Annotated in this window: 17 protein-coding genes and 1 riboswitch; of the genes, 12 read left to right on the forward strand and 5 right to left on the reverse strand. The window is 38.1% G+C overall.

The annotated features are described in order from the left end of the window. Positions 1–95 precede the first annotated feature (95 nt). Positions 96–1,283 carry a CPBP family intramembrane glutamic endopeptidase gene (locus LMC10_RS04825; protein ID WP_229269106.1) on the forward strand — a complete coding sequence of 396 codons (1,188 nt, stop codon included), beginning with the start codon at positions 96–98 and terminating at the stop codon, positions 1,281–1,283. A gap of 111 nt (positions 1,284–1,394) precedes the next feature. Here the strand turns inward: LMC10_RS04825 and LMC10_RS04830 are convergent, their stop codons facing one another. From LMC10_RS04830 to LMC10_RS04845, 4 genes are read right to left on the reverse strand one after another with little or no spacing between them, the layout of a single operon-like run. Continuing rightward, positions 1,395–2,048 (reverse strand): amino acid ABC transporter permease, encoded by a 654-nt coding sequence (locus LMC10_RS04830; RefSeq protein ID WP_003664620.1) that lies wholly within the window; start codon positions 2,046–2,048, stop codon positions 1,395–1,397. A gap of 12 nt (positions 2,049–2,060) precedes the next feature. Next, on the reverse strand, positions 2,061–2,699 hold the full coding sequence (locus LMC10_RS04835; protein WP_229269107.1) for an amino acid ABC transporter permease: 639 nt from the start codon (positions 2,697–2,699) through the stop codon (positions 2,061–2,063). Continuing rightward, entirely contained in the window at positions 2,699–3,529 is an 831-nt protein-coding gene (locus LMC10_RS04840; protein WP_229269108.1) for a transporter substrate-binding domain-containing protein, read from the reverse strand. The genes LMC10_RS04835 and LMC10_RS04840 overlap by 1 nt, the downstream gene beginning before the upstream one ends. 12 nt (positions 3,530–3,541) lie before the next feature. Then, a complete protein-coding gene (locus LMC10_RS04845) occupies positions 3,542–4,282 on the reverse strand; it encodes an amino acid ABC transporter ATP-binding protein (RefSeq protein ID WP_308015807.1) in 741 nt (246 codons plus the stop codon). Positions 4,283–4,562: 280 nt separating this feature from the next. Between LMC10_RS04845 and LMC10_RS04850 the strand changes: the two genes are divergently transcribed. The 3 genes from LMC10_RS04850 to LMC10_RS04860 all read left to right on the forward strand — a co-directional run bounded on the left by LMC10_RS04850 (position 4,563) and on the right by LMC10_RS04860 (position 6,602). Then, a complete protein-coding gene (locus LMC10_RS04850) occupies positions 4,563–5,039 on the forward strand; it encodes a universal stress protein (RefSeq protein WP_003668816.1) in 477 nt (158 codons plus the stop codon). A gap of 172 nt (positions 5,040–5,211) precedes the next feature. Next, positions 5,212–5,895 carry a VIT1/CCC1 transporter family protein gene (locus LMC10_RS04855; RefSeq protein ID WP_229269109.1) on the forward strand — a complete coding sequence of 228 codons (684 nt, stop codon included), beginning with the start codon at positions 5,212–5,214 and terminating at the stop codon, positions 5,893–5,895. A 14-nt stretch (positions 5,896–5,909) separates the two neighbouring features. Continuing rightward, positions 5,910–6,602 carry a VIT1/CCC1 transporter family protein gene (locus LMC10_RS04860; protein WP_102815776.1) on the forward strand — a complete coding sequence of 231 codons (693 nt, stop codon included), beginning with the start codon at positions 5,910–5,912 and terminating at the stop codon, positions 6,600–6,602. A gap of 63 nt (positions 6,603–6,665) precedes the next feature. Here the strand turns inward: LMC10_RS04860 and LMC10_RS04865 are convergent, their stop codons facing one another. Beyond that, positions 6,666–7,586 (reverse strand): cation diffusion facilitator family transporter, encoded by a 921-nt coding sequence (locus tag LMC10_RS04865; protein ID WP_229269110.1) that lies wholly within the window; start codon positions 7,584–7,586, stop codon positions 6,666–6,668. Between the two features lie 182 nt (positions 7,587–7,768). On the opposite strand from LMC10_RS04865, the gene LMC10_RS04870 reads away from it, so the two are divergent. The 8 genes from LMC10_RS04870 to LMC10_RS04905 all read left to right on the forward strand — a co-directional run bounded on the left by LMC10_RS04870 (position 7,769) and on the right by LMC10_RS04905 (position 13,946). After that, positions 7,769–8,443, forward strand: coding sequence for a metal-dependent transcriptional regulator (locus LMC10_RS04870; protein WP_113897326.1), 675 nt, complete (start codon positions 7,769–7,771; stop codon positions 8,441–8,443). Positions 8,444–8,589: 146 nt separating this feature from the next. After that, positions 8,590–8,790: a cold-shock protein gene (locus LMC10_RS04875; protein ID WP_003672521.1), complete on the forward strand. Its 201-nt coding sequence runs from the start codon at positions 8,590–8,592 to the stop codon at positions 8,788–8,790. Positions 8,791–8,891: 101 nt separating this feature from the next. Then, positions 8,892–9,647: a threonine/serine exporter family protein gene (locus tag LMC10_RS04880; RefSeq protein WP_078009678.1), complete on the forward strand. Its 756-nt coding sequence runs from the start codon at positions 8,892–8,894 to the stop codon at positions 9,645–9,647. An 11-nt stretch (positions 9,648–9,658) separates the two neighbouring features. Next, positions 9,659–10,132: a threonine/serine exporter family protein gene (locus LMC10_RS04885; RefSeq protein ID WP_078009679.1), complete on the forward strand. Its 474-nt coding sequence runs from the start codon at positions 9,659–9,661 to the stop codon at positions 10,130–10,132. Positions 10,133–10,187: 55 nt separating this feature from the next. Next, entirely contained in the window at positions 10,188–10,862 is a 675-nt protein-coding gene (locus LMC10_RS04890; RefSeq protein ID WP_019252701.1) for a phosphatase PAP2 family protein, read from the forward strand. Between the two features lie 72 nt (positions 10,863–10,934). Continuing rightward, the gene (locus LMC10_RS04895) at positions 10,935–11,390 is read left to right on the forward strand and encodes a GNAT family N-acetyltransferase (protein WP_229269111.1); all 456 of its coding nucleotides are present in this window, start codon (positions 10,935–10,937) and stop codon (positions 11,388–11,390) included. 37 nt (positions 11,391–11,427) lie between these two features. Further along, a riboswitch (Lysine riboswitch) is annotated at positions 11,428–11,602 on the forward strand. Between the two features lie 127 nt (positions 11,603–11,729). After that, the gene (locus LMC10_RS04900) at positions 11,730–13,205 is read left to right on the forward strand and encodes an amino acid permease (protein WP_003668799.1); all 1,476 of its coding nucleotides are present in this window, start codon (positions 11,730–11,732) and stop codon (positions 13,203–13,205) included. A gap of 99 nt (positions 13,206–13,304) precedes the next feature. Then, positions 13,305–13,946: a deoxynucleoside kinase gene (locus tag LMC10_RS04905; RefSeq protein ID WP_003668798.1), complete on the forward strand. Its 642-nt coding sequence runs from the start codon at positions 13,305–13,307 to the stop codon at positions 13,944–13,946. The last annotated feature ends 59 nt before the right edge of the window (positions 13,947–14,005 follow it).

The raw sequence follows: 14,005 nt of genomic DNA on the forward strand, positions 1-14,005 counted from the left end.
CTAAAAAAAGAAGATTTGTTCTTAAAACTAAGGAGATTGTTTGGTATGATCATATTTAGCAATTATTTTAGATTTCCCAGAGAGGATGAGGAAAAATGACCGGAAACGATTATCTTAGGATCTGGTACCGGGTTCAAATTGGGGCGACCCTGGTCATTTTGGCAATGATGATGATTCGTAATTACGAATTTAATCGTCAGACTGTTGCATTAGCATTATTGATCATGGTTATTATTTTAGGAATTGGTTTAGTCTTTGAACTCTTACCTAATGTATCCTTGTTAGTTAAAAAGTTGAATGCATGGCTACAAGTAATTACTCAGCCGATAATTTTAGTGTTTGCTTGGGATGTAATGGTTCGAGAAATTATTGTTTTATTACATTTACCATCCCGGGGCGTTGTGACAATGATGATTTTTTATTACTTTATTATGTTTGCACCATTTGCAAGCGTAATTGGTGAACTCATGCATTGGAGCATCGAACGATTAATCTTTATTGCCTGGTTAGCTCAGGTAGTTTTCACGCCATTGATTGCCTTACCAACAGACTTAGTAGATAATCACTTTTTATTGTTAGCATTATCCACTGGTGCAGTTGGCGCAGTTGCCTTTTTTATTCTTACGACAACTGTCATGCGGACGTGGCACTTATCATGGCCAGGATTAAAGCCACATTGGAGCGGTGATTTTAATTGGGGGATATTTGCTGGGCTAGTTGTTGTTGATATTATCTTTATGGCTCTAAATACGGGAGAAATGCCAAGTCTCCATCGTGCTAATTGGGATTTTACCCTTTCGGCATTTGAGGCTGCGGTAATGGAAGAGACGTTGTTCCGTTTTGCTATTCTTGGCATCTTATTCTATGCTTGGCGTAATGTAAAACAACGACTTCCGTTAGCATTAGCAACTAGTTCAATTTTATTTGGAATTGTTCATCTTACCAACTATGGTCCTCAAGAATGGTCGATGACTGTTTTACAAGCAGTTAGCGCAGCAGGAATTGGACTATTTTTTGCAACTGTTTATGTTTATACTGGTCAATTATGGCTAGCAATGGTAATGCACTTCCTATTAGATTGGACAGCATTTATTGCTTCTGATTCAACATTGATGACTGGAAAAGTAACAGTTCAGGATTGGATTGGGACAGGCATTGAATTAGTAGTATTTATTGGAATCGCCGTTTGGATGATGTTTGGACAACGACGTCAAGTGATGGAACGGCATGTTAATCGCTTGACCGGCGAGCACCAACGGTTTGACTTTATGATTCAGTATTAAATAAGTGAGTGGAAATTAACCGCCTTGTGGTTAATTTCCGCGATATCGTAACAATATTCATATAAAACGAGGCTGAGAAAAAACTGTTGTTTTTCTCAGCCTCGTTTATACTTATGCAATGTGTTTATGCAAATAACGTGCAACCAATGATAATGAGTAGCAGACAATAAAGTAGAGGACTGCTAACGCAACGAACATCGGAATAATATAATTTGTGTTTTGACCATAGATGATCTGGGCGTGGTACATTAACTCTGGCAAGACGATGATTGTTGCTAGTGACGTATCCTTAACTAATGAAATGAACTGACTAACGAGGGCCGGCATCATATTCTTAATTGCTTGTGGTAAGACAATAATTCGTAATGCTTGCCACTTAGTTAATCCATTAGCTAATGCCCCTTCCGTTTGACCGTAATCAATCGAATTTATCCCTGAGCGAACGATTTCAGCAACCATTGCCGATTCGAAAATTGAAAGCGCCATAATTGCGGCAGGAATAATTTCTGGTTTAATTCCGATATTGGGGAGGCCAAAGTAGGTGAAGAAAATTATTAGCAGGAGAGGAAGATTACGGATAATATCGATAATGAATCCTACAATTGCTGATAAGTATTTGATGTTAGCATAACGAATAATTCCGAGAAAAGTTCCCAAAATAAAACTGATTATAATTGAAATTACGGAAACTTCAATCGTAATCCAAAGCCCTTCTAGGAGGAAACGGATATTAATCCATGAATAAGCGTCAATAAAATTTTGCATTGATCATTCCTCCTAAGCTAATTTCTTTTCAAGGTGGCGCATGTAATAACTCAACGGAAGCGTGATGAGGAGGTACATGATACCGACGATGAAATAAGTGGGCATAGTTGCTAAGGTATCATTTGCAATTAAATTTCCTTGGTACATAAGATCAAAGCCAGCAACAAAGGCAAGCACCGATGAATTCTTTACCAAGTTGATAAATTGATTGCCAAGTGGCGGAATAACAACGCGAAATGCTTGTGGTAAAACAATGTAGCGCATCGCTTGTCCATAAGTAAGTCCATTGGCAAGGGCTCCTTCCATTTGACCAGGATCAATTGAATTAATTCCAGCACGCACAGTTTCAGCAATAAATGCAGACGTATAAAGAGTTAAGCCAATTGTTCCCGCAGTAAATCCATTAATTTTCACTACATACATTGGGATGATCAGGAAAAAAGCCATTGTAATTACCAACAGTGGGATATTACGAAAGACCTCCACATAGACATGACCGATGATTTTTAAAACCCGATGCTGCGAAATCTCGAGAAGGGCAAAAAAGGTTCCAATAATAAGGCTCCCGATTAGTGCAATAAGGCTACATAGAATAGTATTCCAGAGGCCGGTTAAAAGGGGATGCCACTCATTTATAATTAAATTTAACATTAGCGCTTCATCTCCTGATAATTAAATCCTTTAACATTGCCAAACCATTTAAGAAGAAGACGGTTGTAGGTTCCATCCTTTTCAACTTCTCTTAACGCCCAGTTTAATTTATTGCGAAAACGCGTTTGATTTTTGTTAACGGCGATTCCATAAGGTTCTTTAGTAAAGTTACCGCCGACAACTTCATAGCCCGGATTTTCAGCTGCCATCCCATAGAGAATCCCATTATCAGTGGTAAGGGCATCCCCCTGTTTAGATTTAAGGGCCGTCATCGCTTGAGCATAGTCAGATAATTGAAGGACGCGTGCTTTAGGAGCAAACTTCGCAACGTTTTTAACTGAATTTGATCCAGAAACCCCAAGAATTACAGCACCTCGTCGATTTAAATCGCTGATGTTTTTGATCGGACTTCCCTTTTTAACTAAGAGAGATTGACCAGCATCAAAGTAAGAATGGGTAAAATCAACTTGCTTTTCTCGCTCAGGAGTGATCGTCATAGTTGCCATAATCGCATCAATATTACCATTTTTTAATAGGGGCACCCGGGTTCCGCTGGTTACAGGAACAAAAATTGGTTTTCCCTGTGGGCCGACGATCTTTTTTGTAACGGCTGTTGCGAGATCAATTTCAAATCCTTCTAGCTTTCCTGTCCGGATATTTTCCAGCCCAAATAGGCGGGTATCTGCTTTAACTCCCCAGGTAATTCGTTGACTACGCATATCTTCGGTCAGGACATCTTTTTTTGCAATTGAGGTACCGCAGGCAGAAATAGTAAGGAGAGTAACAAAGAGGAGGGCGCTAAGGCTAATCAATCGCCAATACTTTTTCATTGTAATTCCTCCTTAGTGACCACTGATCTTACTCATAAATTCGCGAGCACGCTCTGTAGAAGGCTGGTCGCCAAAGAATTTTTCGGTTGAATCGTCTTCTAAGATCCGACCATCTGCCATAAAAATAACCCGGTCAGCAACTGCCCGTGCAAAGCCCATTTCGTGGGTCACTACTAACATTGTCATGTTGGAGTTTTTAGCGATATCTTTCATAACGTCTAAAACATCATCAATCATTTCGGGATCGAGAGCACTTGTTGGTTCATCGAATAGGAGGCATTTAGGCTTCATAGCCAGACTGCGGGCAATCGCAATTCGTTGTTTTTGCCCTCCAGATAGCTGAGCAGGCATACTTTCAGCTTTATTTGCAAGTCCAACTTTATCAAGCAGTTTCATTGCTAATTCACGGTTCTCTTCTTCCGGACGCTTTAATACAATTCGTGGTGCGAGCATTATATTTTCGATAACGCTCTTATTGTTGTATAAGTTAAAGTGTTGGAAGACCATCCCGACATCCTTTCGAATTAAATTAACATTGGTTTTCTTATCGGCAAGGTCAAACCCATTAACGATTAATTGACCATCTCTAATAGGATCTAATCCATTGATTGTTCGAATCAGGCTACTTTTCCCCGAACCAGATGGTCCAATTAAAACAACCGTTTCGCCAGCATCAATTGTTAAATTAATATCTTTTAATGCATGGAATTTACCGTAGTATTTTTGCACATTATGAAATTCAATCATTGACATGTGTAGTTAACCCCCATTTCATTTGTATTTATAATAAGCAGTAAACATCCCTAATTATATATTTTGTTCTATACCCCGTCAAAATCTGCATTGTGTAATTATTAATTTGCTAAAATAATTATAAAATTCTTTAATAAATCACTTTTATTTTAGGAAGACCAAAATAATTATTTACAAAATTGAGATAAGTAGTAACATAAGGAGTGAAGAATATGACTTAACGAAGAGGAGCGAGTAATGCTTCACCGTTAAAGTGTAGAACATAGGGAGGAGAATACTAATGTTCGAAATAAAGCCAAAGAAGTTCAAGAAGATCCTCGTTGGTGTTGACGATGCACCAGATGCCCGTGCCGCTTTCTCATACGCGGTTGATAAGGCGAAGCGTGATGGTTCAGAGTTAGGAATTGTATCAATTCTGGAAACTGACCGGGTAAACGTATATCAAATCTTAGATAAGGATTATGTTCATAGCAGTGAAGACGAATTACGTCAACGAGTAAATGAATATGTCCAAGCAGCAATTGATTACGGTGTTGATCCAGAAAAGATTACGGCGATTGTTGATCGTGGTGAGCGGCCAGCTGAGCGGATTTGTAATCATGTTATCCCTGCTTTTCAGCCAGATTTATTAGTTGTTGGTTCAATTGGTAAGAAGGGTAATCGTAAGGCGGTTGGTTCTCAGGCATCATACATGGCTCGTCATGCTGGAACGTCAGTATTTGTTATTCGGACAAACACTGTTCAGGCTTATGAATAAATAATTTAATTTTTTAAGATTATTGCGATAGTTCTGATTAGGACTATCGCTTTTTACATAAAAATACAATTTTTAATGATTCTAATATAGAATATCATTTGAAGATTATTTGGTTGTTTTTACTTATCCCTATGTTATAATGATTCTAAACTAAAAGAGGGAAGGGATAAATGTGTCCAAGAAAAAGATGTCATTAGCACAAAAGGTAAATGTTCTGCGTGCAAGTGTAATGGGGGCTAATGATGGGATTATTTCAATTGCCGGAATTGTTATCGGGGTGGCAGCGGCAACGAGTAATGCCCGTGCCATCTTAATTGCAGGTTTGTCCGGAACGCTTGCCGGGATGATTTCGATGTGTATGGGGGAGTATGTCTCGGTTTCAACTCAAAAGGACTCACAAAAAATGGCTTTGATTAGTGAGAAGCAGCGCCTTCAAAATCAATACCAGCATGAATTTGACTATGTTCAAAAGAAATATGAAGCTCAAGACATTGATCCGCAATTAGCTAAACAAGCAACGAAAGAATTAATGGAAAAAGATGCTTTAGGGACAGCTGTTCAAGAGCGCTATGGCTTTAATCCCAATGAGTTTACAAGTCCATATGCTGCGGCGATTGCTTCTTTTATATCTTTTCCAACTGGTTCAATTTTACCAATGGTGGCGGTTACCGTTTCCCCCGCAAATGTTCGAATCTTAGCAACCGCAATTGCAGTTCTGATTGCCTTGTTAATTACTGGTTATTTTGCGGCAGTTTTAGGAAAATCTAACCGGATTAAATCGATGATCAGGAATGCAGCTGCTGGATTATTAACAATGGGGGTTACATACCTGATTGGACAATTATTTGCACGGTAGGGAGATGAGATTAAATGAGTATTAAGGTGAAAAAGCATCAGAAGCAAACAATGGAAGAAAAACTGAATACGTTACGAGCAGGGGTACTAGGTTCAAATGATGGAATTTTGACTGTTGTCGGTGTTTTGGTATCGGTGGCAGCAGCGACAAGTGACCGTTTTACTATCTTCATTGCTGGCTTATCTGATTTGCTTGCCTGTGCATTTTCAATGGCTTCTGGCGAATATGCCTCTGTATCTACTCAAAAGGATACAGAAAAAGCGGCCGTTGCTAAAGAAGAGCAACTCTTAAAAGACGATTATGAAGGGGAACTTGCGGCAGTAAAAGACTATTATGTAAATAAAGGAGTTACTCCTGAAACATCAATCAAAATTGCTAAGGACCTCCTTAATAAAAAGCCCCTCGAGACAGTTGTTCGGATTAAGTATGATATTGAGCTTGGTCACTATCTTAACCCTTGGGATGCTGCATTTTCTTCTCTTTTTTCAGCAGCTGCCGGAGGATTAATTCCGTTGATGGCGATGACTTTTGCTCCCGAAGCATATAAGTGGTATGCCGTGATTTTGGCAGTTGCCTTTACGAGCGCTCTAACCGGTTATATCAGCTCTAAACTTGGGAACGGGCTTGTAAAAGTTGCAGTTATTCGAAATATTATTATTGGTTTGATTACGATTACGATTCACTATGGAGTCGGAAAATTATTTTAATCGATGTGAAAAAATAGGAAGCAAGAGGCTGAGTTTTCACTCAACTTTTTGCTTCCTTTAAATTTAGTCCTCTTTGAAATCGTTATTAATAACGTTCTTTTCATCAACGGGAGTATTGAATAATTCTTCATTTTTCCCACGGTGATATTCTGCTTGAATAGTAACGTGACAGATCCCATATTTTTCATGCAAGATTTTTTCTACTTGACTATAGATTCGCTCAACCTGGCTTAGTGGCAAGTCATCACAATTAAGATGGGCAGAGAAAATGATTCGGTGTTCATCCATCATCCATGCATGGACGTGATGAACTGCCGTAACTCCGTCGATTTGCTTTAAATCATTTTCGATGGAATTATAATCAAGATCTGGGGAGGACTGCATGAGAATTTTAATGGTTTGATTAATAATTGGCCAAGCCTCATAAGCAATATAGAGGGCAACCCCAATTGTCAAGGCGGGATCAAGCCATGGAACATTAACAAAGGTAAGAATGATTCCTCCAATGATAACGGCAACTGATGAAAGTGCATCACTTAGAATGTGGAGATAAGTTGCTTTGACATTTAAGCTGTCTTCGCTTCCGGCATGTAAGAGGGCTGCAGAAATAAAGTTGGCAAGCAGACCAATTACGGCTACGGTTAACATAATGCCCCCGTTAATATGCTGGGGATGCTCTAACCGTTTAATAGCTTCAATAATTAAGAAGACAGAGATAACAATCAGGAAAATACTATTAGTTAATGCTGAGAGGATTTCAGCTCGACGGTAGCCATAAGTTCGTTGCCGATTCTCTGGTTGTCCGCCAATATGCTGGGCAAAATAGCCTAGTACAATGGAAAGCGAATCCCCTAAATTATGAAAAGCATCTGATAGTAAGGCTAAACTTCCCGAAAGAATACCTCCAAGAATTTCAACAATTGTAATTAATACATTTAGGAGGGTAACTGCTAAAAAGCGTTTCCCTGTTACTTTTTCGTCCATGATTTACCTACTCCTCCGTAAAGATCGATTGCGGGTTTATAAAAAGCTTATAACAAAAAAGTTAGGCTTTCCAAACTACACTTTTAATAATATGCTATAATCAATTTGGGTTCAATGTTAATATATAAAAACACATAATGACCGATCGTAGGCCAAATTTTAATACCCAGAGGTGAAACAATTTGACTCCAATGAAGGAAGACTATCTAAAAATTATTTTTGAATTAGGTGGTAGTCATAAAAAAGTTTCTAATAAAGAGATTTCCCTTGGACTAGGAATTGCCGCTGGATCAGTAACCGAGATGATTTCTAAGTTGGCTGACGAAGGGCTAGTTGTTCATGAACCATATGCCGGTATTTCTTTAACTGAAAAGGGACAAAAGTATGCTGCAGAATTAGTTCGAAAGCATCGTTTATGGGAAACATTTTTAGTGGATAAGCTTCACTACAATTTTGCCGACGTCCATTCAGAAGCGGAAATTCTTGAACATCAGACAAGTGATCGACTAGCAACGGCCTTAGATGCTTTTCTTCAACACCCTGATCATTGTCCGCATGGTGGAGTAATTCCATCAGCTAATGGCAAGTTCCCAGATGTAACACATCGTTTATTGGCAGATGCTGATGATGGGGAAAAAGTTGAACTAGAACGATTCTTAGATAATCATGAACTTCTCACTTACTTAGAAGAGTTAGGATTACGACCTCAGGAACAAGTAACTGTAATTCGCCATGAGCCTTTTGAAGGACCAATTGTGATTCAAAAAGAGGATAACGACCAAGAAATTAATGTTTCATATAAGGCCTCACATAATATTTTTATTGAACCGGACACAGCTCAAGAAAATAAAGATTAATTATGTAAATGATTGCTTATGTGATACAATGGTTTTTGTAGTTTTTTTAAGTGCGGTTGGTTCGATTGTTTCATTGCAAATGGATCTCTTCACCTGAGACGAATTACAAATTATATTAGTGCTTAATGCACAGGAGGATTTCCAACATGGAACAAGGAACTGTTAAATGGTTTAATGACGATAAGGGGTATGGCTTCATTACTCGTGAAAGCGGCGATGACGTGTTTGTTCATTTTTCTGCTATTCAAGGGGATGGCTTTAAGTCATTGAGCGAAGGACAACATGTTACGTTTGAAGTTGAAGAAGGCGAACGTGGCCTTCAAGCTGCAAATGTAGTTAAAGACTAAATACAAAAAACGACTGGATTTTTCCGGCCGTTTTTTTGTATTGAGCTCCTTATCTAAACAGAGGATAATAATAAATATCTTTGAACAGAGAAGGCGAAAAGATGTTAACGAAACGACGACAAGCACTAGCACTAAAGACTTGTTTGCTAGCTGGGAGACTGTTAATTGAAAATGGATCTAATATGGAACGAGTTAACGACACCTTATCCCGAATGGCAAAAAGTGCAGGACTTCATGGCTTTCAGGCTTTTACAACCGTAACTGGAATTGTAGTTGGGACGATTAATGAACCTGATGCCCAAGTAATTACTATTCGTCATCGCAAAAACAATTTAAGTAAAATTGCGGATGTCAATGAAGTTTCTCGTGAACTAGCACGGCGCAAAATTGATGTTCCACAAGCATTTGCTAAATTAAAAAAGATTGATCGCCAAAAGATGTCAAGATGGCAAAACTGGTATGAATCATTTGCTGCTGCGATTTTAAGCGGTGCATTAATGATTGTCTTTACAGGGAATGTTTCGGATTCTTGGGCTGGCTTTCTTGCAGGTGGCGTAGGTTACGGAGCATTTTCATACCTTTTACGAAAGTTTAAGATTCAATATTTAGGAGAGTTTTGTTCTTCCTTAATTATAGGTATTTTGGCGGTGATCTTTGTTAAAATGCACCTTGCTAATAATATTAATGATATTATTATTGGTGCGGTTATGCCTCTGGTTCCTGGGGTGCCCTTAACTAATGCGGCACGGGATTTAGTTTCCGGAAACTTAATTAGTGGACCTACAAGAGGAATTGAGGCGATTCTAACTGCCGTTTCGATTGGTAGTGCAATTGTAATTGTTCTGCACTTTAATTAGGAGGGTAGGAGATGAATTGGGGTAACCTATTATTACAATTTTTCTTATGCTATGTTTCGACAGTTTGTTTTGGTATCCTCTTAAATATTCCTAAACGTGCCTATCATACTGCGGGGATGATTGGTGGAGGCGTATGGGTAGTCTACTGGATAATGTATTATTGCAGTGGCATTGGCCTTGCGTTTAGTAATTTAGTTGCTGCAATCTTAATTTCGGTATTAAGCCAGGCAGCAGCTCGTCGAAAACGAATGCCAATTATTGTTTTTAATGTGCCCGCGCTAGTTCCATTCGTGCCTGGAGGACAGGCTTATAAAATGGTTCGTAATTTTGCTATTGGTAATTACCATCTTGTTAATGTTTATTTCTACCAGGTAGTTGTCATTGTTGGTGCAATTACGCTTGGCTTTGGTTTGGGAGAGCTTTTAAATCGTGTTTTGAACTATCTTCATAAATATTTAATCAAAAAGTCACGATGGAATTTTTGACACTGTGGTATACTCATTTTTGATTAATTAATTTAAGTTAGGAGAATCCTTGATTATGTTTATTGAACGTGATGATCATCGGTGGTGGCGCTTTGCCTTAAGCGGTGGTTTCTTTATCGCATTGATGCTATTAATTATGTTTAATTCGTCAGTGCTAACAATGATTGATGCTGTTCTGCAGTCGTTATTCACTAGTCAGCGCCTGGAAGGAATTGGTTGGTTCCATGCTTTGATGAGCTTACTTTCATTTTTAGCTAAACCGGTCTTAGATTTAGTATGGGTATTTATTATTGCAGGTGTTTTATGGTTGAAGGGCTATCGCATCCCGGCTTTATGGTCATTAGGAACGATTTTTGGTGGTGATGTGCTTGGAACAATTATTAAACACATCGTTAAGCGGGTCCGTCCTGCACAACACTTGGCAGCAGATGATGGCTATAGTTTCCCTAGTGGTCACACTTTAGGATTCTTCTTGGTAGTAGCAATTTTATTCTTAATTGTAATTCCACTTATTCAAAAAGCATCTGTCCGCACAATTTTGCAAATCTTATTAATATTTGCAGTCTTCTTTTTGGCGGTATCGCGGGTATATCTTTATGCTCACTGGCCATTTGATACTATTGGTGCAATGTTATTAGCTTATGCATGGTTACAAGTAGCTGAATGGCTCTATGTCGCTTGGGCACCACGATTGCAACGAATTCCGTTCTTCCGTAGTGTTGAAATTTAATAATCGAAATTGATGGAGGGCAATCTTTTTGGGTTGCTTCTTTTTTTTATTTCCCGGGAAATAGGAGAAAAAATGAGTGAAATTATAATTGAACCAGCAAAAACTAATAACAATTTAGGAGCAATAGTTAAATTATTGGATAATGAAAACTTAACACAAGCAGTAGGAATGCTTTTACCACTTCAAAGAGAAAAACGTGCGCAAGCTATTAAGATGTTTGTTCGCCAGAATCATGTAATGGTTGTGAAACTAAATGAAGATGTAGTGGGGATGATTGTATTAAGTGCTTGGTATGGGGATGAAGGAAAAAGAATTGCTCATCATTATGAATTAGGTTATCTTTTGCAGCAAAACCAATGGAATAAAGGCATAATGACAACTGCACTTCAAAAATGTATTTCTATTTTGCCATCTAAAATTACGATTCATGCGGAGTGCAAACAAAGTAATTATCGTTCCCAGCGAGTACTTGTTAAATGTGGTTTTACTTATGACAAGGACGATTTATGGCAACGCATTATTAAATAATCGGACTTGCATTTTTATTTGAGTGGGGTATAATTTCATTCGATGAAGAGGTTGCATATTTTATCAGTAACTAGTATTAGGTGAATAAGCACCGGAGTATTAGTGAAAGGGAAATATGCCGAAACACTACTTAGCTTATTTCTGGTAGATGTTGGGCTATAGTCACAATAGGCTATAGACTGTCGCAATAATTGCGGGGCGCTTCCTAAATTGATTCAACAATTAATTATAGGTATTAAGTTGGGTCTTCTGGTGGGGTTACCGATCAGAAGACCCTTTTAATTTATCCTCTTCGAAAATGTTGACGTTAAGGCACACAAATTTGGAGGAAATATATTTATGGCAGATGAATCTAAGTCGACGGGTCATATGGAACGGACATTACAGACACGTCACTTGTCCATGATTGCTCTTGGTGGAACAATCGGTACTGGACTTTTTATTGCCAGTGGATCCGCTATCTCAACTGCGGGACCTGGTGGAGCGTTAGTTGCATATGGAATTATGGGAATTATGGTTTATTTCCTAATGACGAGTCTAGGGGAAATGGCAACATATATGCCATTAACTGGGTCATTTTCAGCTTATTCAACAAAATTTGTTGATCCAGCACTAGGTTTTGCTCTTGGTTGGAATTATTGGTTTAACTGGGCGATTACCATCCCCGTAGATGTTACAACTGCGGGAATTGTAATGAATTATTGGCTTCCTAATGTTCCAGGTTGGATTTTTAGTGTAACAGTGATGGCATTAATTTTCTTAATCAATTATTTATCAGTACGATCTTATGGTGAAACTGAATTTTGGCTTGCTTTAATCAAAGTTGTCACAGTTATCGTATTTTTGATTGTTGGTGTTGCAATTATTTTTGGAATTATGGGTGGTAAGCCAGTTGGATTAAGCAACTTCCACTATAAGCAGGCACCGTTTGTTGGGGGTGTGCCAGCAATTATTAGTGTTTTCTTGGTTGCTGGGTTCTCATTCCAAGGAACAGAATTAGTTGGAATTACTGCTGGTGAAGCCGCTACACCAGAAAAGTCTGTCTCAAAGGCAATCCACTCAACTTTCTGGCGAATTTTACTTTTTTATATTTTTGCTATTTTTGTTATTGCCTGCATCCTTCCTTACACAGATAAGAACTTGTTGAATCAAGACGTTTCAAATATTACAATGAGTCCATTTACGATTGTGTTTAAGCGGGCAGGATTAGCATTTGCGGCTAGTGCAATGAATGCGGTTATCTTAACTGCTGTTATTTCTGCTGCTAACTCTGGTTTATATGCTTCAACCCGGATGCTTTATTCACAAGCGCGTGAAGGATATGCATGGCGGATTTTTGGTTACGTAAACCGACGTGGTATTCCGATTTATGCTTTGCTGGGAACGATGGTTGTCTCATTAGCAGCCTATGCAACTCAATTCATTGGTCCAAAAGCTTATAACTACTTAATTGGTGCATCTGGATTGTGTGGATTTATTGCATGGTTAGGAATTGCAATTTCCCACTACCGTTTTAGGAAGGCATTTCTTAAGCAAGGACATACACTGTCTGAATTGAAGTATCATGCAACAGGGTTCCCATTTGGCCCAGTATTCGCGCTTGCTCTATGTATTGTCGTTATTTGTGGTCAAAACATTGATGCTTTTGTAAAAATGGATTGGCAAAACATTTTAATTACTTACATGGGAATTCCATTATTCTTAATTCTTTTCTTCTACTACAAGATTCGTTACAAGACGCACTTGATTCCGCTTGATAAGGTTGATTTATCACGGCGAACAAAGGGTGAATCGTACGAACCAGAAGATGATTAATAAAATAAAAAGGGAACGAGAAAATACTCGCTCCTTTTTATTTTAAATGTTAGAATTGTTTTCGTTACTTTTTGAATTTGAAACAGGGGGAAATAACTAATGATTGCTTTAGCCGGGACAATCGGTGCAGGAAAGACCAGTTTGACAAAGCTGTTGGCAGACCATCTTAATAGCCAGGCCTTCTATGAATCTGTTGACGATAATAAAATTTTGCCGCTTTTTTATAAAGATCCTAAAAAATATGGTTTCTTATTACAGATTTACTTTTTAAACAAGCGACTTGATGAGATTAAAGATTCATACTCGAATGATTTAAATGTTTTGGATCGTTCAATTTTTGAAGATGCCTTATTATTCAAGTTAAACGCGGATATGGGTCGAGCTACGGAAACGGAGTCAAATATTTATTCTTCATTATTAGGTAATATGATGGAAGAATTACCAGAGCAACCACACCAAAAAGCCCCCAACCTTTTAATTACAATTAGGGTTTCGTTTGAGACAATGCTTGAACGAATTAAGAAGCGGGGACGTTCATTTGAACAAATTGCTAATGATCCTTCCTTATATTCATATTATAAAAACTTAAACGAGCGTTATGTTCAATGGTATGAGGATTATAATGAAAGTCCTAAGATGGTTATTGATGGTGATAAATATGATTTTGTTGAAGATCCGGCTGCTGCTAAGAAGGTCTTAGCCATGATTGATGAAAAATTAATTGAATTAAATCTTAAATAGGATTTGACAAAAAATCATATAGATGATATATTGAATAGGCTGATTTATATAGCAAGCCT

Origin of the sequence: Limosilactobacillus reuteri subsp. simiae (assembly GCF_020784875.1) — a bacterium.
In the GTDB taxonomy this organism is placed as follows: domain Bacteria; phylum Bacillota; class Bacilli; order Lactobacillales; family Lactobacillaceae; genus Limosilactobacillus; species Limosilactobacillus reuteri_H.